Source organism: Kitasatospora sp. NPDC023385 (assembly GCF_055664045.1).
In genome coordinates this window covers 149,999-169,015 of the sequence record NZ_JBVOOL010000006.1, presented here as the reverse complement: position 1 = coordinate 169,015, position 19,017 = coordinate 149,999, and the positions used below count along the sequence as shown (strand labels likewise).

Sequence of the window (19,017 nt, the reverse complement as noted above, 5' to 3'; positions counted from 1 at the left end):
CGGTCCTGTCTGTGGAGGGGACTGGCGGGCGGCCGGAAAAGCAGAAAGACCCCTCGCGAAGCGCGAGAGGTCTGCGTGCGGGCGGCGGGCCGGGGAGGGTCACTCCTCCCGGCTCGGTGCCGGCACGCTGCCGCTGGTAATCAGCTGCTGCTGCATGCCCGGAATGCTGGCAGAAACCCGCCGGCGTGGGACGGGGCGTCTCACCCTGCGGACACCCCCGGCGGTCCGTCCACGGCCTGCGCGCGGCACCGCTCGCCCAGGAGGCCGACGACCGGTCCACCCGTATATCGGTTGGCCGGGCACACCACCGACTGCTACCGTCTGCGCAGCCGTGCAAGAACGCGAGGAGGTGAGACCCATGAAGGCTGTATCCGCATGGGTGCTCCCCCCTTTCCGTCACGGTGGGCGGGTGACGTAGGTGTCGCCAGGGAGCGCCTCGGACCAGGCACTCCCGAAGGACAACACCATGACCGCCTCACCTTCCACCCCGGGCGCCGACGGCCACGCACTCGTGGTCACCCGCAGCTCGGACACCCAGTGGCACGCCGTACAGGACGACCGCGTGGTCGGCACCGGCGACGCCTCACGCCGACCCGACGGGCGGCTCTTCGTCAGCATCGACGCCTGGCACGGCGCGGCCTTCGACCGCCTCGCCGCCGCGATGTCGGCCGACCTGCCGGAACCGCTGCACACCCTCACCGACGAGGCCGACCACGACACGACGGCCGCCTGGCAGCGCGCCGGCTTCACGACCGTCCGCCGCGAGTGGAGCTACCTCGTACCCACCGACCCGCAGACCACCGGCCTCGGCCCGGCACGCCCCCCGGCGGGCGTGACCATCGTGCCCGCCGGCGAGGCGCGGGAGCGCCCGCTGCGCGCCCTCGACCTCGTCATCCACGAGGAGGTCGAGGCCGGCCCCGGCTGGTCGGCGATGCCGGCCCGGATCCTGCCCTGCCCGGCGGGCACCACCGTGCTCGACCCCTCGAAGTACGCGGTGGCGCAGCAGGACGGCCACTACGTCGGGATGGTGCGGGTGGCCCCGCCGACCCGGCCGCGGATCGGACTGCTCGCCGTCCGGGCCGACCGGCAGCGCCGCGGCATCGCCCGGGCCCTGCTGGCCCACGCACTGGACGGGCTGCACCGCTGCGGCACCGCCTCGGCCTGGGCCGAGGTGACGGAGTCCAACACGGCCGCCACCGCCCTCTTCGAGGGCATCGGCGCCCGCCGTACGGGCAGCACCCTGGAACTCGTCCGCCGCTGACGCCCCGCCCCGCAGTTCGCGCCCCGCATTCCCCGCCGACCGCACCACTACCCGAGAGAAAGAGGTGAGAGCCATGGCCAAGACCGCAGACGGCATCGAAGTCGAAGGCACCGTCACCGAGTGCCTGCGCAATGCCACGTTCAAGGTGGAACTTCCCAACGGGCACATCGTGCTCGCCCACATCAGCGGCAAGGTCCGCAAGAACCACATCAAGATCCTCCCGCACGACCGGGTGCTCGTGGAGCTCAGCCCCTACGACCTCACCCGCGGCCGGATCCGCTACCGCTACCGGTGATAGCGCGAGCCGCCTCCCGGGCACTGCCCCGCTGACCGCCGCCGCCCCGCCGCCGCCCCGCTCCGCCCCCGACAGGAGGGGCGGGGCGGGGCGGCTTGCGTGGCCGTACGGCCAGGCCAGGCGGGGTTCCCCCGTGGGTGAGCGTGATCGCTGCGGGGAAGACTGAACTGTCTGGTTGACGAACTGAACTGATCCGTTTAGATTCCTCGGTGTCGGAACGCCGCGAACGGCGAACCGCTCAGCCACAGCCGCACCCACGGCCGTACCGCCCGTCACACCGCCGCAAGGAGCAACCGTCATGAGCCCGTCCAAGGTCTTCGCCATCTCCGGCTCGCTGCGCGCCGACTCGCACAACACCGCCCTGCTGCGCGCCGCCCGGACGCTCAATCCCACCGGCATGGAGATCGAGATCTACGACGGCCTGCGCGACATCCCGCCGTACGACTACGACCTCGACCACCCGGGCGTGCGGCCGGCGGTCGTCGAGGAGCTGCGCCGCAAGGTGCTCGACGCGGACGGCCTGCTGATCGCCACCCCGGAGTTCAACTACTCGATCCCCGGCGTGCTGAAGAACGCCCTGGACTGGCTGAGCACCGACTGGAGCAAGAGCGAGGGCCTGCCGCTGCACCGCAAGCCCACCGCGATCATGGGTGCCGCGCCCACCAACTTCGGCTCGGTGCGCGCCCAGCTGGCGCTGCGCCAGGTCTTCGTCTGGACCGACAGCGACGTCGTGGTCAAGCCCGAACTGGTCGCCTTCCGCTCGCACGAGCGCTTTGACGCCGAGGGCGAGCTGGCCGACGAGGTCACCATCGGCATCCTGAAGGACCTGCTCACCGCCCTGCAGGGCAAGATCGACGCCGCCCGCTCCTGACCGACCGGGGCCGAACCCTTGCAGGTCTGTTGCACGGGCCGTGACCCGGCTCACAGCCGTTCGGGTGCGAAGCGTGATCGACTCGACCGATGCGCCCGTACGAACAGTCCACCCGCCGGCTGACGGCCCGTCGGCCTGCCCGGCCCACGCGGTCCGCCCGGCCCGCCGCGGCCGTCACGCTCGCCGTGGTCGCCGCCGCCCTGCTCACCGGCTGCGGCTCCCAGGCGGCCGGATCGGCCGGATCGGCCGGATCGGCCGGAGCCCCGACGGGGCCGTCCGGCCGCGCCGGAGCATGCGGGGCGTCGCCGGCCCCGGCGCCCGGCGGCGGGCCGGAGCCGGACGGGCGCGCGCAGGCCGGCGTGCGGATCACCGCCGTCGGGCCGGCCTGTGCGGAGTACGAGGTCACCAACCCGGGCACCGAACCGTCCGACGTCACGGTGGACTTCAGCCTGTCCGCGCCGAGCCGCGGCGCCGCGGCGAAGGTGACGCGGACCGCCGCCGCGCTCGCCCCCGGCGCCACCGCCAAGGGGCGGATCGACCTGTCCGGGCCCGGCCCGGCCCGACCGGGCGCCGCGCCGCAGGTGAAGATCGCCAAGGTTTGCAGCGTGCCCAGCGCCGAGGCCCCGCAACCCGGCGGCCCGTGCCCGCCCTCCGGCCTGCGGCTGTACGCGGACCAGGGCGACGCGGCGATGGGCCTGCGCGTGGTCGGCCTGCACCTGCGCAACTGCGGGACCGCCACGACCACCCTCGACGGCTACCCGACGCTGAACCTGCTCGACCTGGACCACCGGCCGGTCGACGGGGTGCGGCTGCTGTCCGGCGGCGCCGCGATCGCCACCGGCACCGGCGCGGACAACCCGCCGCAGACGATCGTGCTGCGCCCGGGCGAGGGTGCCCGCACCACCCTGGTGTGGCGCAACACCACCGAGGCCGGCGCCCCGGTGAACGTCCCCTACGTCCGGGTCCGCGCCACCCCCGACGCGGCCCCCGTGACGGTCACCCCGGAGCTCGACCTCGGCACCACCGGGCGCCTCGGCGTCGGCGCCTGGGCCAGGGAGGACGGCGACGGGCCGCCGCCCGCGACCGGTTGACCGGTCCCGGGCGCTGACCACGGGCGGCTGATCACGGGGCACCCGGGAGCGGTCCGGCCGCCGATTTCCGCTTTCCGATCATGGACTGGTACGTTCTTCCTGTCGGCAGGACGAGAACGCGAAAGCGGTCAAGGCCCGCCGGAGCAGGCGTCGGTGGTGCAGCGGTAGCACGCCCACTTTCAGTGGGAGGGGTTCGTTCGATTCGGGCCCGGCGCTCCAACTCGCAGGGGCGGAAGTCGTTTTCGACTTCCGCCCCTGCGGCGTTCCGGCACCCGCGGACCGATCACGATCCGGCGCGCCCGGCGTCCTCATCGGCCAGCAGCGCGCAGACGAAGTCCTCCTCGACGGCGCGCAGGTGCTCCAACAGGTCGGGGTTGCCCGCCTGGTTGACCTGCTCGGTGACCGAGACGGTGAGGCTGCGGCGCCCGTCCGGGGTGCCCGCGCCCAACTGCGTGTAGCCGGCGGTGTTGCCCGTGTGCCCGTACACCACGCCGCAGCGGGTGGTGTACTCGAAGATCGCCAGCCCGGCGCGGTTGGCCCCGGGGCCGGCCGGCTCGGAGGCGCCGGGCACGAAGACCCGCTGCCGGCTGCGGGTCGCGTCGCTGATCAGCGGGCCGCCCGCGTACCCGGCCATGAACGCGCTGAAGTCCCCGGGGGTGGAGACCAGGCCGCCCGACGCCCAGGCGCCCGAGGCGCCGTACCGGGTGCTGACGTCCTCGGGCGGCTCGGGCGGCTGGACGGCGTAGCCGTGCAGGTACGGTTCGGGCAGCTCGAAGCCGGAGGGCAGGCTGGTGCGGGTGAGCCCCAGCGGCCGGTAGACCTGGGAGGCCAGCAGGTCCTCGTAGCGCTGCCCGGTCGCCGCCTCGGCCATCAGGGCGACCGCGATGTTGTCCGAGTTGGAGTACCGGTAGCGGGAGCCGGGGGTGAACTCCAGGCCCCGGTCGGCGACGAAGTCCAGCAGGTGCCGGGAGTCGAACACGTGGTGCGGATCGGCGCGGATCAGGTCGACGAACTCCGGTGCCGTGCTGTAGTCCGGCAGGCCGCCGGTGTGGTTGAGCAGTTGGCGCAGCGTCACCGCGCCCCAGGCGGCCGGCAGCGAGGGCAGCCGGCGGGCGATCGTGTCGTCCAGCCCGAGCAGCCCGCAGTCGACCAGGCGCAGCGCGACCGCGCCGCTGAACGCCTTCGCCGCGCTGGCCAGGCGCATGTGGTCGTCGAGCCGGGGCGGGCGGCCGGTGCCGACCTCGGCCACCCCGGCCCGGAACACCCGCACCCGGTCGCCCTCGCGCAGCACCGCGATGGCCCCGGGCGGCCCGTCCGGACGCTCGACCAGCTCCTGCAGCCGGGCCCGCAGCGCGAGGTCTCCGTCGTCGTGCGGTGCCGCCACGGCGGGCCCGGCGGGCGCCACCGCGGTGGTGAGCAGGGCGGTGGTGAGCAGCCCGGCGGTGAGCAGGGTGGTGGCCGCGCGCCCGGGGCGGCGGGGCGACGGTGAACGGCGGGAACGCAGGGACACGGTGGGGCCTCCGGACGGCGTCTTCGGTGAACTCGGTGACGTACTGGCGTACTGGCGTACTGGCGTGGTGACGTGCTGGCGTACAAGCGGGGCGGCGGATCAGCCGAAGTCGGGGATGGGGTGGTCCGGGGCGAGGGCGGCGGCGATGCGCTGGGCGATGGTGTGGGCGCTGTGGCCGCCGGGGGCGTTGGGCCCCTCGGTGGTCGAGACGGCGATCGCCAGGTGTTCGCAGGGGAGGTAGTCCTGGGAGGCGGAGTAGCCGAAGAACAGGGGGTGTTGGGAGATCCAGCCGTCCAGGACGAGCACGCCCATGCCGTAGTGGGTGGCCTCGGTCTGGGCGATGCAGACCGTCGCGGGGCACGTGGCGGTCGGCTTGCCGAGGCCCACCGTCCCCGGGTCCAGCAGTTCCCGGTAGGAGGCGGGGGAGAGGAGTTCGCCCGAGCCGATGCCGACGGCCGAGCGGGCCAGGTCGCAGATGTCGGTGGTCTCCACCGCGCCGGGGGCGGTGGTCCACGAGGGGTTCCAGAAGGTGGATTCCTCGTACGTCCCGCGTTCGGAGGTGAAGGCGTGCAGGACGGGCGTGGGGATGTCGGGGGTGAAGCTGTTGCGGGTCTCCCGCAGTCCGAGCGGGTCCGTGACCTGCTGCTGGAGCAGGACGTCGAGCCGGGTTCCGGTGATCTTCTCCAGGGCGGCGCCGAGCAGGACGAAGTTGGCGTGCGAGTAGCTCCAGTTGGTGCCCGGCTCGTACCACAGGTCCTGGCGGGTGGAGATGCCCACCAGTTCCTCGGGGGTCCACTGGCGGAACGGGTCCGCATGGACGGCCTCGCCGAATCCGGGGCTGGTGACGTAGTCGACGAGGCCGGTGGTGGAGGCGCCGAGCATCCGCAGGGTCATCCGCTGCCCGTAGTCGTGCGGGAGGTCGGGCAGCCAGCGCCCGACGGGGTCGTCGAGGTTGACCTTGCCCTCGTCGACCAGGCGCAGCAGCGCCGTGCCCAGGTAGCTGATCGCGATGTTGCCGTTGCGGAAGTGCATCGAGGGCTCCGCCGGGACGCCGGTCATCGACTCGCCGAGCGCGGACGTGACCAGCTCGCGGCCGTCGACGGTGACCCGCAGGATCACGGACTTGAGGTCCAGCTCCGTCTTGGCCTGCTCGGCGATCCGCAGCACGTCGAGCGCCGGGCCGCCGTCGGGGGGCGGGGAACCGACGCAGGGACGGCGGTGGCCGCCGTCGCCCGCCGCGCCGACGTCGGCGGCGGCGGCCGTGACCGGGGTGGTGAGGGCGAGGAGCGCGGTGGCGGCGGCGACGCACAGCAGGGACGGTCTGTGGGAGGGGGTCATGCCCGCAGTATCGGCACGGGGCATCCGTACACCGGTCCGCCGCCCGCCGACCCGCGCGAGCGTCACCCGTCGGGCCCGTCGCGGGGGCCCTCAGTGCCGGGGGAGCAGGCTGGCGATCTTGCCGTCGAGGCAGTGCGGGCCGTTGTCGTCGGTGCAGGTGTAGTAGGTCGGCAAGCCGCTGGGCCCCCACCCCGGGCGGGGGGAGGTCAGCGGCACCGGCGTGGTGGCGCCTCAGGCGTCGGACGGGTCAGGCCCCGGGCAGGTGGTCGGCGACGAGGACGGCGAAGTCGTCGGGGGTGACGATCCGCACGCCCAACTCCTCGGCCTTGGCCCGCTTGGAGCCGGCCTTCTCGCCGGCGACGAGCAGGGTGGTGCGCTTGGAGACGGACGAGGACGCCTTGCCGCCGGCGCGCTCGATCAGCTCGTTCATCTCGTTGCGGGAGAGCGCGGCCAGCGGGCCGGTCATGCTGCCGGTGACGACGACGGCCTCGCCCGCGAGCGGCCCGGCCGCGGCCCCGGCCGGGCCCGCCGGCGCCTGGGGCGCGTCGCCGTCGGGCCGGGCGGCCGCCGCGACGGGGGCCTGGGGCGCGGTGACGGCGGTGCCCACGCCGCGGGCCGCGAGCCGGTCCAGGAGCGGTGAGAGGTCGGCGAGTTCGGCGACGATGACGCGGGCCTTCTCCGCGCCGATGCCGGCCACCGCCGCCAGCGTGTCGGCGTCGGCGGCCCGGATCACGGCCATCGAGCCGAAGTGGGCGGCGATGCGGCGGGACATGGTGCGCCCGGTGCCGCGCACGCCGAGCGCGCAGAAGACCCGGCTGAGCGGGCGGCTGCGGGCGGTCCCGATCGCGGCCAGCAGGTTGTCGGTGCTGGTGTCGCCCATGCGCTCCAGCCCCAGGAGCTGCTCCCGGGTGAGGTCGAAGAGGTCGGCGAGGTCGGTGACCAGCCCGGCTTCGACCAGCTGGACGGCGCGGGTGCCGCCCAGGCCCTCGATGTCGAGCTGGTCGCGGCCCGCCGCGTAGATCACCGAGGCGACGGCCTGGCAGTCTCGCCCCCGGGCGCAGCGCCAGCGCTGCTCGGTGGTGTCGATGGCGTCGCCGCAGCGGGGGCACGACCCGGGGAAGACGATGGGCCGTTCGTCGCCGGTGCGCTCGTCGACGAGCGGGGCCTCGACGCGCGGGATGACGTCGCCCGCGCGGTAGACGAACACCTGGTCGCCGAGCATGAGGCCGCGCCGGGTGATGTCGGCGGGGTTGTGCAGGGTGGCGTAGGTGACGGTGACGCCGTCGATGACGACGGGTTCGAGGACCGCGCGCGGGGCGATGATGCCGGTGCGCCCGACGTTCCACTCGACGTCGAGCAGGCGGGTGACCTTGTGCTCGGCGGCGAGCTTGCGGGCGACGGCCCAGCGCGGCGCGCGCGAGCCCGACCCGGCGTCGTGCTGGTCGGCGGCGGAGTCGGCCTTGACCACCACGCCGTCGATGCCGAACGGCAGGGCGCTGCGCAGCGCGGCGATCTCCTCGATGCGCTGCTGCGCCTCCTCCAGCGTGGCGCAGCCCAGCGGGTGGGCGGCCGTGGTGGCGGCGGTGTTGGCCCCGAGGGCGGCCAGGCGCTCCAGGAGGGCGCTGTGCGGGAGGTCGTCGTCGAGCCCCACGGCGTCGTAGCCGAAGAAAGTCAGCTCGACGCGGTACGGGCGGTCCTTGGCGCGCAGGGTGCCGGCGGCGCCGTTGCGCGCATTGGCGAAGGGGACGGCGCCGTGGGCGGTGCGCACCTCGTTGGCGTGCTCGAACTGCTCGCGGGTGAGCAGGACTTCACCGCGCAGCTCGACGTCGACGGGCTCGGCGAGCGCGGCGGGCAGGCCCAGGACGGCGTCCGCGGCGTGGCTGATGTCCTCGCCGGCGAGGCCGTCGCCGCGGGTGATCAGCTGCTGCAGGCGCCCGGCGCGGTAGCGGGCGGCCACCGCCAGGCCGTCCAGCTTGGGCTCCACGCACCAGGCGGCCACCGGGCGCCCCAGGCGCCGCTCCAGCCCGGCCGCCCAGTCCGCGAGCTCCTCGGCCGAGAAGACGTTGTCCAGCGACAGCATCGGCACGCTGTGCGGCACGTCGCCCCCGACCGCGCCGCCGGCGACCTTCCCGGTGGGGGAGTCCGCCCGCGCCTCGCCCGGGTGTGCCTCCTCGTAGGCCGCGATGGCGCGCAGCAGGGCGTCGTACTCGTCGTCGCCGAGCGGGGTGGCTCCGTCGGTGTAGTAGGCGGCGCAGGCCCGGACGGCGGCGGTGACGGCGTCGGCGTAGTCGCCGGGGGTGAGCAGAGCGGCGTCGTTCATGGGCGTCATCATCGCCACTGGCACTGACAATCGACCGGGGCACGGATGTACCGCCCGAGGCCTGCCAGGGTCCGTCCGGCGCCCGCCCGGGGCCCGGCTGGTGGGCCGGGGCCTCCGGGCGGGGTGGGGCTCAGGTCAGGGGAGGTAGCGCTCCAGGGCTGCGGCGCCCTTCTGCTCGATCTGCTGCCTCGCCCAGGTGAGACGGCTGGGCGTGACGTCGCGGCCCGACGCCATCACGAGGTCCTCCGGGTCGAAGGGGCGCTCCGATCCGGTGTAGAGCTGTCGCTGGACTTCGGACGCCGATTCCGGCATGTCTCCGCTCAACGGTTGCTGCATGTCCATCACCTCATCGCCTGGTGGCCCGCACGCACGGTCCTTCGATGGTCTGCTGGAAGCGAGAGTACGGCGGGCGGAGCACGACAAAACTACTCCATCCGGGTGAATCGGCCACCTGTCCGGTGTGCGCGCGGCAGGCATGGCGGCGCAGCGCGCGGCGGGCAGCGGGGCGTCAGCGGGGCCGGTGGGCGATGACGGCGAACATCGTCACCGACAGGTGGAAGGCGCCCTGCCCGGCGGCGGCTTCGAGGTCGGCGTGGAGCCGGTCGCGCTGCTCCTCGGTGATCAGGTTCCGCTGCAGGGCCGCCGCGCCGAGTCCGCGCACGATCGGCCCGCTGACGGTGCGGGGGTCGTGCAGGAGGACGTCGGCGCCGAGCTCGTCGACGGCCAGGCCCGCCTCGGCCAGCCAGCCCGCCAGGCGGCGCCCGGCGTCCGGGGTGGCGGCGGTGGCCTGGGTGACGGCGGCCAGCGCGGGGCGGATCTCCGGGGCGGCCGGGTGGAGGACGAAGGTGGCCCAGTCGGTGTCGAGCAGGGCGACCCGTCCGCCCGGACGCAGCACCCGGGCGATCTCGGCGACGGCCCGGGCCGGCTCGGCCAGGTGCTGCAGGACGCGCTCGCACCAGACCACGTCGGCGTCGGCGTCGGGCAGCGGCAGCGCGAGCGCGTCGCCGTCCAGGAAGCGGGCCGGGCTGCCGGCCTCGGCGGCGCGCCGCTCGGCGACGGCACGCAGCCCGGCGTTGGGTTCGAGGCCGGTCGCGGTGCCGTCCGGGGTGACGGCCGCCGCGAGCACCTGGGTCTCCGAGCCGGTGCCGGAGCCGACGTCCAGCGCCCGCTCGCCGGGGCGCGCGGCGAGGTGGGCGTGCGCCCATGCGCGCAGCCGCCGCACACCGGGGTTGGCGGCCTGGACGTCCAGGGCAGCGGTCAGCCGCTCGGTGACCGCGGGGTCGGTGTTGGCCGCGTGGAAGGCCGAGGTGGGGCGGGGGTCGGTCATGGCCCTCACTATAGGAAAGGCGCCGTCCGGGCCGCCGCCGTCGGGGCGGCGCCCGTTCGGCGCCGGGGCGGCACCGGACATGTCCGTTCCACCAGCCGGAAAGTTCGAAGACACCACCCGTCCGTCCCCTAGCCTTGTGCGGTCCCTACATTCGGGCCACTGCCGGTGATCGGCCGTCGGCGGTGCGTGCCCGCCCGGCCCGGCCGGCCCGTCCGCTCCTGAGCGAAAGGCCGCCCGATGGCCCCGCGCCTGTCCGTCGTCGTCCCGATCTACAACGTCGAGCGCTACCTCCGGGAGTGCCTGGACTCGATCCGGGCCCAGACCTTCGACGACTTCGAATGCGTCCTGGTCGACGACGGCTCGACCGACGACGGCCCCGCCATCGCCCAGGCCTACACCGACCAGGACCCGCGCTTCCGCCTGGTCCGGCAGGAGAACAAGGGCCTGGGCGCCGCCCGCAACACCGGCTGGCGCCACCTCACCCCCGGCACCGAGTACCTGGCCTTCGTCGACAGCGACGACACCCTGCCCCCGCACGCGTACGAACTGATGATCCGCACGCTGGACGAGACCGGCTCCGACTTCGCCACCGGCAACGCGATGCGCCTGCGCACCACCGGCCTCACCCCCTCGCACGCCCACCGCCGCCCGTTCCGCGAGACCCGGCTGCGCACCCACGTCAGCGAACTCCCCGCCCTGGTCACCGACCGGACCGCCTGGAACAAGGTCTACCGGCGCTCCTTCTTCGACGCCGCGGGCATCCTCTACCCCGAGGGCATCCTGTACGAGGACGCCCCCGTCAGCGTGCCCCACCACTTCCTCGCCGAGCGGGTCGACGTGCTCGCCGACCCGGTCTACCACTGGCGGGTCCGCGAGGACGGCGCGCTGTCCATCACCCAGAAGAAGACCGACCCGCGCGGCCTGGTCGACCGGGTCCGCTCGATGGAGCTGGTCCGGGAGTGGCTGCTCGCCCGCCCCGAGCCGGCGTTCGCCGAGCACCTGCGCGCCTACGACCGCAACTGCCTGGTCGAGGAGATCCCGATGTTCTTCTGGTCCGTCCCGGACGGCGACCGCGCCTACCGCGAGGCCTACCAGCAGCACGTCAGCCGGCTGCTCCACGCCATCGGCCCCGACCGGCTCACCGGCCTGAGCACCCAGCTGCGCCTCAAGTACGGCCTGACGCTGGCCGACCGGATGCACCGCTTCGTCGCCGTCCAGCGCCTGCACCGCCTCGCCCGCCGCACCCGCCAGGCCGCCGGCCGGCGCTGACCGGCGCTGACCGGGGTCGGGCCGGGGCGGGCCGGGGTCGGGCCGGACGAAAACGGCGCCCGCGGCCCTACCGGCCGTCGGTTCCGGCGGGCCCCGCGTCGAGCGTCCGCAACGCCCGCAGGAACAGCTCCGCCTCGGCCGGCGCCAGCGGCGCCAGGAAGCGGCGTTCGGCCTCCAGCCGGACCAGCTCGGCCCGTGCCAGCAGCTCCCGCCCCCAGCCCGTCCAGCCCCACGGCCCGCCCGTCCTCATCGGCGGCTGGGGCACGCGCCTGCTGCGCCTGGTGGCCGAGCAGGCGGACATCTGGAACGTCCCCGGCCCGCCCCACAACACCCTCGACCGCCTCGTCGAACGCGGCCGCGTCCTGGACGCCCACTGCGCCGAGATCGGCCGCGACCCGCGGACGATCACGCGCTCCGTCCAGTACATCGTCTCCTACGACGACCCGGCCGGGGACCGGGCCGCCCTCGCCGAGCTGATCGCCGCCGGCTTCACCCACCTCGTGCTCAGCCTGCGGAGTCCCTACCCGCCGGGCGTGGCGAAGTGGCTGGTCGACGAACTCGTCGGGCCGCTGCGGCGCGGCTGACCCCGGCGCGCCGAGTCCGCGCGCCGAGGCGACACAGGCTCAGGCCGGGCCCGGACGGGAGGCGGCGGCGCGCGGGACGGCGCCGTCGAGCACGGCGAGCAGGCGGGACCGGACGTCGGCGGCCACCGCGCGGGTCACCGGGTCCTCGCTCTCCACCTGCGGGGCGATCAGCTCCACGGCCGCGGCCAGCAACGGGAGGGGCACCTCCGCGGTGCGCAGATGGAGGAGCTGCGACGCCGCCCGCTCGCCCGGCGTGGCGGGGGCGGGGGCGCTGGGAATCAGGGCGGTGATGCCTCGGGGGAGCTGACTGCCGGTCACCCGCCCATTGTCCCGCGCCCGGACCGGTGGTGATCACCACCCGTGCGAACCTCGGGCCCTCGTGCGGCGTGAGCGGTCCGAAGCTCTCCGGGGCGCCCCGGAGCGGCCGAAGCGCGGCCGGCGCCGGGTTGAACCCGCCGGATCCGAGCGGCCGTCACCTCAACTGAGGGGGCCGCCCGGTGAAGGGGTCGGCCTCGGTCCGTACCGAGTGGGGAGTACCCATGAAGAAGATCAAGACGGTGTTGGCCGCCGCCGTTCTCGCCGGTGTCGCGCTGACCGCGGCGCCCGCCAGCGCGTCCGCGGAGCCGATGCACTGCACCAGCACCGTCTGGGGCGGCGAGTACCTGTGCGGCGGCGAGTTCGGCCAGCCCGGCATGACGGAGTACGCCTTCCGGGACGGCCGCCGAGAGGTGTTCGTCATCGGCACCGACCACGCCGTGTGGACGCGCTGGACCGACACGTCCGGCAAGAAGAGCGCCTGGACGTCCCTGGGCGGCTACATGATCGGCGGGGTCGACATCGTCGCCACCGACATGGGCGGCGGCAACTTCGAGATCGGCGCGAAGGGCACGGACGGCCACCTGTGGGGCCGCAGCCGCGCCGCGAGCGGCAGTTGGACCGCCTGGTACCGGATTTCCTAGCTGCCCCGCCGGCCGGGCGGCCGCGGAATCCCGCGACCGCCCGGCCCGTTGCTGCCCGTTGCTGCCCGGCTGCTCCCGGCGACATCCCGGCGGCATCCCGTGATCGGAGGAACGCGCAGGACCGCCGCTCCGCCGAGAGCGGCGACACGGGCCGCGTACGGCCCGCCGGTTCAGCGGCCGGGGGGTGCCTGCCCGCGGCCGCGCGGGCCCTCGCCGTCAGGGGTGCGCCAGGAGTCGGCGCGTGCCCCGGCGGCGCCCTGGGCCGTTCGCGGGGGCCGGCGGCGTGTGATGCGGTGGCTGCCCCAGGCGAACGCGCCGATGAGCAGCACGGCGATGATCAGGGCGGGCACACCGACGGCGAGCAGGGAAGGGCCGTCGACGGGGGCCGCGGCCGGGAGCGGTTGCGTGGTCATGGTGTCCTCCGTTCCGTTGCGGCGGCGGGCCCGGCCTGGGGGAGGGGGTACCGGACCGGGGCCCGCCGCGACCGCCGCCTACCCCGCCCGCCCCGGCACATGCGCCGCCGCCCAGCGCGGCCCCTCCACTGCCGTAAGCCCTCGCACTCCCGTAGCCCCGAACCGCGCCTACGTTTGCTCACCTGGGCAAGTTATTGCTCGGCCGAGCAAACTGCTCTACAGTTTTGCTCAGGCAAGCAAGAACCTGCTTGCGAAGGCAAGGAGGAGGGGTGGGGGTGGGCCGGACGTTCACCGAGTCGGGGCGCCGGGCGCAGATCGTGCAGGCCGCCATCGAAGTGGTCGCCGAACTGGGCTACGCGAAGGCCTCGTTCAGTCGGATCGCGAAGCAGGCCGGGCTGAGCAGCACCGGGATGATCTCGTACCACTTCGCCGGCAAGGACGACCTGATGCACGAGGTCGTCGCCGAAGTGACCCGGGTGACCACCGCGTTCATGGCGCCCCGGATCGGCGCCGCCGAGGGCGCGCGCGCCCGGCTGCGGGCGTTCGTCGAGTCCAACGTCGAACTGCTCGCGGTCTGGCCCCAGCACCTGAAGGCGCTGATCGAGGTGCTGCCCAACCTCGGCGGGGACGACCCGGCCAACGTGGGCTACCAGGACTCCGTGCGGACGGCGATGGAGATCCAGGAACAGGTGGTGCGCGCGGCGCAGGAAGCGGGCGAGTTCCGGGAGTTCGACCCCCGGCTGATGCTCGTCGCGCTGCGCGGGGCGATCGACGCCGTGGTGATGCGCTGGGTCGGGGATCCGACCTTCGACGTCACCGAGGCCGGCCGCGAACTGGCGGACACCTTCGACCGGGCCACCCGCGCCGCACCGTAGCGCGCCACCCGGATCAGCGGGCCACACAGGACAGGGGAGAGGCAGTCATGGGAGGGACGGGCGTGATGGGGGAGACCGTGAACAAGCCGGCCGCACAGCACACCGCGCAGCACACCGCGCAGCACACCGAGCAGGAAACCGCGCAGCAGACGGGTCGGAAGGCCCGAGCCGCCAAGCGGGCGCTGGCCAGGTCACTGGTCTTCGAACTGGCGCTGCCGCTCGGCGGGTTCTACGTGCTGCACGGCGTGGGGCTCAGCCAGTGGGCCGCGCTCCTGGTCAGCAGTGTGCTGCTGGTGCCGTGGCTGGTGCTCGGCATGGTGCGCAGCCGCCGGGTCGAGGTGCTGCCGGCCTTCACCCTGCTGATGATCGTCGTCGGCGCGCTGATGTCGGCGGTCAGCGGCAGCCCGCGGGTGCTGCTGGTGCGCGACAGCTGGGTGTTCGGCGTGCTGGGGCTCTGGGTGCTGGGCACCCTGGCGACGCGGCGCCCGTTCATGCTGACCGCCGCGCGTTCGATCGTCGCCGCCAAGATCGGCGAGGCGGGCGCCGAGGAGTGGGTGGGGCGTTGGGACCACGACGCGGTCTTCCGCCGCCACCTGCGGACGCTCACCGCGGTCTGGGGCCTCGGCTTCGCCGTGGACGCCGTGATCCGGGTGGTCCTGGCCTCGACCCTGCCGGTGGACCTGGTGCCGCTGGTGAACACGCTGCAGTGGCTGGCGGTGCTGGGCGGGCTGTTCGGCTTCCACTTCTGGTACGTCAACCGCCACGGCTTGAAGGTCTGACACCCGAGAACGCCCCGGTCCCTCGGCCGGGGCGCGCAGCATCGGGCCGGCACTGGGTAGGCGCCGACCCGACGGGAGGTGCGAGACGGTGAGCTGCGACGACGCGGTGCCGGGCGCGCTGCCGGACGGGGGGCCGGGCGGCGTGCTGGCCCGGCTGCTGGCCCGGTCCCGGGCGAGCGGGCCGGCGGAGCTGCCCGGCCTGGTGCGGGAGTCGGCCCGCGGGCTGGGCGCCGACGGCGCGAGGGTCTTCCTGGTCGACGTCCAGCAGCGCCACCTCGTACCACTGCCCGGCTTCGGGGACGGGGACGAGAACGAAGGCCGGGCCCTCGACCGCCGGGTGGACATCGAGGGGACGCTCGGCGGCCGCGCCTACCGGCTGCAGCAGACCCAGCTCTCCTCCGGATCGCCCGCCGTCGCCTGGTTCCCGCTGGTCGACGGGGTCGAGCGGATCGGCGTCCTGAGGATCGAAGGCGGCGCACGGGACGGCCGCACCGTCGAGAACTGCGAGGCCCTGGCGGCCCTGGTCGCCCTGCTGGTGGTGTCCAAGGGCGCGTACAGCGACGTCATCGTCGGAGTCGGACGCACGGAGCCGATGAGCCTGCAGGCCGAGCTGCTGTGGGCGTTCCTGCCGCCGCGCACCATCGGTACCCGCGACATCACCTCCAGCGCGGTCATGGAGCCGGCCTACGACGTGGGCGGGGACGCCTTCGACCACGCCATGGCGGGCGGGCGCCTGCACGTGTCCGTGTTCGACGCGATGGGCCACGACCTAGCCTCCGGGGGCACCAGCTCGGTCGCCCTGGCCGCCTGCCGCTCCACCCGGCGGGCCGGCGGCGGCCTGGCCGACATCGCCCGGACCATCGACCGCACACTGGCCCGGTGGATCCCGGACCGGCTGCTGACCGCGGTGGTCGCCGACCTCGACACGGCCACCGGCGAGCTGTCCTGGGTCAACTGCGGCCACCCGCCGCCGCTGCTCATCCGGGACCGCCGCGTCGTCCCGGGGGCCCTGCGCCGACGCGCCGAACTGCCGCTCGGGCTCGGCTTCCACGAGCACGGGCCGCAGGCCGTCCACCACGCCAGGCTGCAGCCCGGGGACCGGGTGCTGGTCTACACCGACGGGGTCACCGAGGCCCGCTCGGCCTCCGGCGAACTCTTCGGGGAGCGCCGCCTGACCGACACCCTCGTCCAGCACATGGCCGGCGGGGAACCCGCCCCCGAGGCCCTGCGCCACCTGATCCACGCCCTGGTCACGCACCAGGACCACCAGCTGCGCGACGACGCCACGATCCTGCTGGCGGAGTGGCACCCGCACCGGCCCGGAGCCGGGCCCTGAGCCCGGGGCAGCCCTTAGCAGCGCCGCCTACGGTGCCGCGGTGTCCGCCGCCGGCGCCTCCGGCTCCTCGTCGTCGTCCGCCCCGGCCCGGGCCTTGGCCCCGCCCTTGGGCCCGTCCTTCATCCCGTTCCTGGCCCTGGTCTCGGCCTTGGCCCGGACGTCGGCCGGGGTGGGGGCCGTGATCGAACGTTCCTCGGCGGACCGCTCCCGCGTACGTTCGTCCGGCTGCTTCTCGTCGTCGGGCGTGGGCATGGCCTGTTCCCCTCGTCGGTGGCGGCATCAGCGCCTGGGATGCCGAGCGGGTGCCCCGGCCGCCCGGTTCCGCAACGGACGGCGGACGGGCGGGGCCGGGCACCGGAACGCGGCGCCCAAGGGCCCGGTCGGCCTTCCGACCGTAACCCGAAGCCGGCCGCCGCGCCTCGGAGGGCCGCCGCCGCTCCGCACCGGGGTGACGTCGCGGATGCGGCCCGGAGCCGCCCGGGGCCCGCACCGGGACCGACGGCAATCCGCTCGCCGCCGCCCAACTCGACCGGATTCAGGCCTGGTTGGACGGCAGGGCGCCGACGGGCCTCAGGCCACGGCGCGCTTCACCAGGTCCGCGATGCGCTCCTCGACCTGCGCGGAGACCTCGGCCAGGGCGAAGTAGGTCGGCCACATCGAGCCGTCGTCCAGCCGGGCCTGGTCGCTGAAGCCGAGCATGGCGTAGCGGGACTTGAACTTCTCGGCGCTCTGGAAGAAGCAGACGACCTTGCCGTCCAGCGCGTACGCGGGCATCCCGTACCAGAGCTTGGGCGCGAGGGTGGGGGCGGCCGCGGTGACGACGGCGTGCACGCGTTCGGCCATGGCCCGGTCGCTGTCGCGCATCTCGGCGATCTTCGCGAGCACGTCCTGCCTCGCCTCGGCCTCCTTCTCGGCCTGGGAGGTCCTGCGCGCGGCCTTCTTCAGCTCCTGCGCGTGGTCCTTCATAGCGGCCCGCTCCTCGGCGGAGAACCCGGCGTGCTTGCTGCTCTCGTCGCTGGTCATGGTCACCCCTGGTGTCGTGAGTCACGGCCGACCGATGGGCCCGGGCCGGGCCCGATCGCCGTGATCACATCCTCCCCCCGCCGGAGCACGGGCCGCTCCCGTATCGCCCACGGAGAACACCACGAAGACCCGGCCCGGCCGAGCCCCCGCTGCGCCCCCGGCGGAGCCCGCCCCCGACCGCCGCGCAGCCCCGACCGCCGCAAAAAGGCCCCGGGCGGGCGCTCCGAAGGTGCATCAGAGCGCCCGCCCAGGGCCTGGTCCGGCAGGGCGTGACCGGTGTCACGCGCCCCGTTGGCAGGGACTTCGTCAGCTGTTGCTCCAGCTGGCGCCCGAGCCCGAGAACGAGCCGGAGACGCCGTTGTCGTCGGCCCAGATCCAGAAGTCGGCGTGCGAGATCCCGTCGGGGGAGACGGAGGATTCGACGGCCGCGACACCGGCGCCGTTCTGGTTCGCGATGAACGCGCCCTTGCCGAAGTCCGCGCTCATGCCTTCGTGGGCGGAAGCCAGACCGGCGCAGCCGATCACGAGAGGGGCGGTGAGAGCACTGACGGCCAGGACACGCTTGAGAGCACGCATGGAAAGATCCTCCACGGAGGTCAGGGGGTGAAGCGGCGGCGCCGGTCGGCCCCGCACGACTTCAGACAGCCATGCGCTGCCACCCCTCGCAAGCGCTGCCACCGCCCGACCGGACCTCACTGCCCGTCAGACACACCGCGCCGACCTGCGGGAATGCGGATCGGACGAGGATCTCCCGGGATCAGTCGGGCGGAGCAGACGCACGGGGGGCCTTCCGAGTGCCGGGGCCGTGCGGGCCGGGAACGCGAACCGGCGGTGCCGATCGGCCGTCCGGAGACCGCCGCCGCCCGGCCGAACCGCCCGGACGTACCCGCCCCTCCCGGACGCGCCGGACGTACCGCCCGTGGACGTACCGTCCGTGAACGTACCGCCCGCACCGGACGCGCCCGGAGCCCTTGCGTGCTTCGGGGCGCGTCCGGGACCGGGGGCCTACTCCTCGACGTGCACCTTGTCGGCCTGCATGCCCTTCTGGCCCTGGACGGCCTCAAAGGTGACCTTCTGCCCTTCCACCAGGGACTTGAAGCCGCTGCCCTCGATCGAGCGGAAGTGAACGAACAGGTCAGGGCCGGACTCCGGGGTGATGAACCCGTACCCCTTCTCGTCGTTGAACCACTTGACCGTGCCGTTCTGTCGCTCTGCCATGTCTCCCCTTGATGATGTGATGTGTTGCCGACGGTGATCCTTTCACGTTGCGTGAGGCGATGACCGCCAAAGGTCACCCGCGTCACGCCCGCCCGGTGCCCGGGCCCGGTGCCCGGGCCCGGTGCTCAGGCCTTGATGGTGAGCCAGGCGCCGAGGCCGTTGCAGCCGCGGGCGTCGTAGGTGGTGCTGCGGTACCCAGCCGGGATCGGAGAGTAGGGGCAGGTCCAGATGCCGTTGCGGACCAGCTGGTGGAACCAGGCGCCGACGCCGCTGCAGCCCTGCGGGTCGTAGCCCGTCAGCACGTAGCCGGAGACGATCGGCGAGCCGGAGCAGGTCCACAGGCGGTCCTGGGCGGGCTGCTGGTACCACGAGCCGTGGTTGCTGCAGCCGCTCGAGTTGTACATGGTGATGACGTAGCCGGCCGGGACGGGCGCCCCGGAGCAGCTCCAGCCGCCGGTCGCGGAGGCCGTTCCGGCCGCCGTGCAGCGCACGACCCTCGGCCGGTGGGCCAACCAGCTGCACCCCGACGGCGTCGAGAACTGGGCAGC

At 74.3% G+C, this 19,017-nt stretch carries 24 protein-coding genes and 1 tRNA gene; 11 read left to right on the top strand and 14 right to left on the bottom strand.

All coding sequences use genetic code 11. From position 1 onward, the window contains the following. Positions 1-466 precede the first annotated feature (466 nt). From AC0B61_RS12310 to AC0B61_RS12290, 5 genes are all read left to right on the top strand, one after another. Entirely contained in the window at positions 467-1,261 is a 795-nt protein-coding gene (locus AC0B61_RS12310) for a GNAT family N-acetyltransferase (protein ID WP_471740581.1), read from the top strand. Between the two features lie 73 nt (positions 1,262-1,334). Continuing rightward, positions 1,335-1,556: a translation initiation factor IF-1 gene (gene infA / locus AC0B61_RS12305; protein ID WP_471740580.1), complete on the top strand. Its 222-nt coding sequence runs from the start codon at positions 1,335-1,337 to the stop codon at positions 1,554-1,556. Positions 1,557-1,854: 298 nt separating this feature from the next. Next, positions 1,855-2,427 (top strand): NADPH-dependent FMN reductase, encoded by a 573-nt coding sequence (locus AC0B61_RS12300; protein ID WP_471740579.1) that lies wholly within the window; start codon positions 1,855-1,857, stop codon positions 2,425-2,427. 89 nt (positions 2,428-2,516) lie between these two features. Then, entirely contained in the window at positions 2,517-3,518 is a 1,002-nt protein-coding gene (locus AC0B61_RS12295; RefSeq protein WP_471740578.1) for a DUF4232 domain-containing protein, read from the top strand. A 147-nt stretch (positions 3,519-3,665) separates the two neighbouring features. Beyond that, positions 3,666-3,737, top strand: a tRNA-Glu gene (locus AC0B61_RS12290). Between the two features lie 64 nt (positions 3,738-3,801). On the opposite strand, the gene AC0B61_RS12285 is transcribed toward AC0B61_RS12290, so the two are convergent. From AC0B61_RS12285 to AC0B61_RS12260, 6 genes are all read right to left on the bottom strand, one after another. After that, positions 3,802-5,028: a serine hydrolase domain-containing protein gene (locus AC0B61_RS12285; RefSeq protein WP_471740577.1), complete on the bottom strand. Its 1,227-nt coding sequence runs from the start codon at positions 5,026-5,028 to the stop codon at positions 3,802-3,804. Between the two features lie 99 nt (positions 5,029-5,127). Further along, entirely contained in the window at positions 5,128-6,366 is a 1,239-nt protein-coding gene (locus tag AC0B61_RS12280) for a serine hydrolase domain-containing protein (RefSeq protein WP_471740576.1), read from the bottom strand. Between the two features lie 90 nt (positions 6,367-6,456). Further along, positions 6,457-6,582, bottom strand: a complete 126-nt coding sequence (locus AC0B61_RS12275; RefSeq protein ID WP_471740575.1) for a hypothetical protein — start codon at positions 6,580-6,582, stop codon at positions 6,457-6,459. 31 nt (positions 6,583-6,613) lie between these two features. Further along, a complete protein-coding gene (ligA, locus tag AC0B61_RS12270; protein ID WP_471740574.1) occupies positions 6,614-8,686 on the bottom strand; it encodes an NAD-dependent DNA ligase LigA in 2,073 nt (690 codons plus the stop codon). A gap of 135 nt (positions 8,687-8,821) precedes the next feature. Next, positions 8,822-9,022 (bottom strand): hypothetical protein, encoded by a 201-nt coding sequence (locus AC0B61_RS12265; protein ID WP_471740573.1) that lies wholly within the window; start codon positions 9,020-9,022, stop codon positions 8,822-8,824. Between the two features lie 172 nt (positions 9,023-9,194). Then, a complete protein-coding gene (locus tag AC0B61_RS12260) occupies positions 9,195-10,013 on the bottom strand; it encodes a methyltransferase domain-containing protein (RefSeq protein ID WP_471740572.1) in 819 nt (272 codons plus the stop codon). A 237-nt stretch (positions 10,014-10,250) separates the two neighbouring features. On the opposite strand from AC0B61_RS12260, the gene AC0B61_RS12255 reads away from it, so the two are divergent. Then, entirely contained in the window at positions 10,251-11,282 is a 1,032-nt protein-coding gene (locus tag AC0B61_RS12255) for a glycosyltransferase family 2 protein (protein WP_471740571.1), read from the top strand. Between the two features lie 67 nt (positions 11,283-11,349). On the opposite strand, the gene AC0B61_RS12250 is transcribed toward AC0B61_RS12255, so the two are convergent. Beyond that, positions 11,350-11,547, bottom strand: a complete 198-nt coding sequence (locus tag AC0B61_RS12250; protein WP_471740570.1) for a hypothetical protein — start codon at positions 11,545-11,547, stop codon at positions 11,350-11,352. Between the two features lie 16 nt (positions 11,548-11,563). On the opposite strand from AC0B61_RS12250, the gene AC0B61_RS12245 reads away from it, so the two are divergent. Continuing rightward, a complete protein-coding gene (locus AC0B61_RS12245; RefSeq protein WP_471740569.1) occupies positions 11,564-11,866 on the top strand; it encodes a hypothetical protein in 303 nt (100 codons plus the stop codon). A gap of 39 nt (positions 11,867-11,905) precedes the next feature. Here AC0B61_RS12245 and AC0B61_RS12240 read toward each other — a convergent pair whose 3' ends face one another. Further along, on the bottom strand, positions 11,906-12,184 hold the full coding sequence (locus AC0B61_RS12240; protein ID WP_471740568.1) for a hypothetical protein: 279 nt from the start codon (positions 12,182-12,184) through the stop codon (positions 11,906-11,908). Positions 12,185-12,405: 221 nt separating this feature from the next. On the opposite strand from AC0B61_RS12240, the gene AC0B61_RS12235 reads away from it, so the two are divergent. Then, positions 12,406-12,825, top strand: coding sequence for a DUF8189 domain-containing protein (locus tag AC0B61_RS12235; RefSeq protein WP_471740567.1), 420 nt, complete (start codon positions 12,406-12,408; stop codon positions 12,823-12,825). A 170-nt stretch (positions 12,826-12,995) separates the two neighbouring features. Here the strand turns inward: AC0B61_RS12235 and AC0B61_RS12230 are convergent, their stop codons facing one another. Then, positions 12,996-13,238: a hypothetical protein gene (locus AC0B61_RS12230; RefSeq protein WP_471740566.1), complete on the bottom strand. Its 243-nt coding sequence runs from the start codon at positions 13,236-13,238 to the stop codon at positions 12,996-12,998. Between the two features lie 275 nt (positions 13,239-13,513). On the opposite strand from AC0B61_RS12230, the gene AC0B61_RS12225 reads away from it, so the two are divergent. The 3 genes from AC0B61_RS12225 to AC0B61_RS12215 all read left to right on the top strand — a co-directional run bounded on the left by AC0B61_RS12225 (position 13,514) and on the right by AC0B61_RS12215 (position 16,228). Continuing rightward, on the top strand, positions 13,514-14,113 hold the full coding sequence (locus AC0B61_RS12225; protein ID WP_471740565.1) for a TetR/AcrR family transcriptional regulator: 600 nt from the start codon (positions 13,514-13,516) through the stop codon (positions 14,111-14,113). 65 nt (positions 14,114-14,178) lie between these two features. Continuing rightward, a complete protein-coding gene (locus AC0B61_RS12220; protein ID WP_471740564.1) occupies positions 14,179-14,892 on the top strand; it encodes a VC0807 family protein in 714 nt (237 codons plus the stop codon). Between the two features lie 88 nt (positions 14,893-14,980). Further along, positions 14,981-16,228, top strand: a complete 1,248-nt coding sequence (locus tag AC0B61_RS12215) for a PP2C family protein-serine/threonine phosphatase (protein ID WP_471740563.1) — start codon at positions 14,981-14,983, stop codon at positions 16,226-16,228. 27 nt (positions 16,229-16,255) lie between these two features. Here the strand turns inward: AC0B61_RS12215 and AC0B61_RS12210 are convergent, their stop codons facing one another. From AC0B61_RS12210 to AC0B61_RS12190, 5 genes are all read right to left on the bottom strand, one after another. Continuing rightward, entirely contained in the window at positions 16,256-16,480 is a 225-nt protein-coding gene (locus AC0B61_RS12210) for a hypothetical protein (RefSeq protein ID WP_471740562.1), read from the bottom strand. Positions 16,481-16,798: 318 nt separating this feature from the next. After that, positions 16,799-17,251, bottom strand: a complete 453-nt coding sequence (locus AC0B61_RS12205) for an iron chaperone (protein ID WP_471740561.1) — start codon at positions 17,249-17,251, stop codon at positions 16,799-16,801. A 306-nt stretch (positions 17,252-17,557) separates the two neighbouring features. Next, complete coding sequence (locus tag AC0B61_RS12200) at positions 17,558-17,827, bottom strand: hypothetical protein (RefSeq protein ID WP_471740560.1); 270 nt, start codon at positions 17,825-17,827, stop codon at positions 17,558-17,560. Positions 17,828-18,256: 429 nt separating this feature from the next. Further along, a complete protein-coding gene (locus AC0B61_RS12195) occupies positions 18,257-18,469 on the bottom strand; it encodes a cold-shock protein (protein WP_471740559.1) in 213 nt (70 codons plus the stop codon). Positions 18,470-18,594: 125 nt separating this feature from the next. Further along, positions 18,595-18,873 carry a hypothetical protein gene (locus AC0B61_RS12190; RefSeq protein ID WP_471740558.1) on the bottom strand — a complete coding sequence of 93 codons (279 nt, stop codon included), beginning with the start codon at positions 18,871-18,873 and terminating at the stop codon, positions 18,595-18,597. Positions 18,874-19,017: the final 144 nt, after the last annotated feature.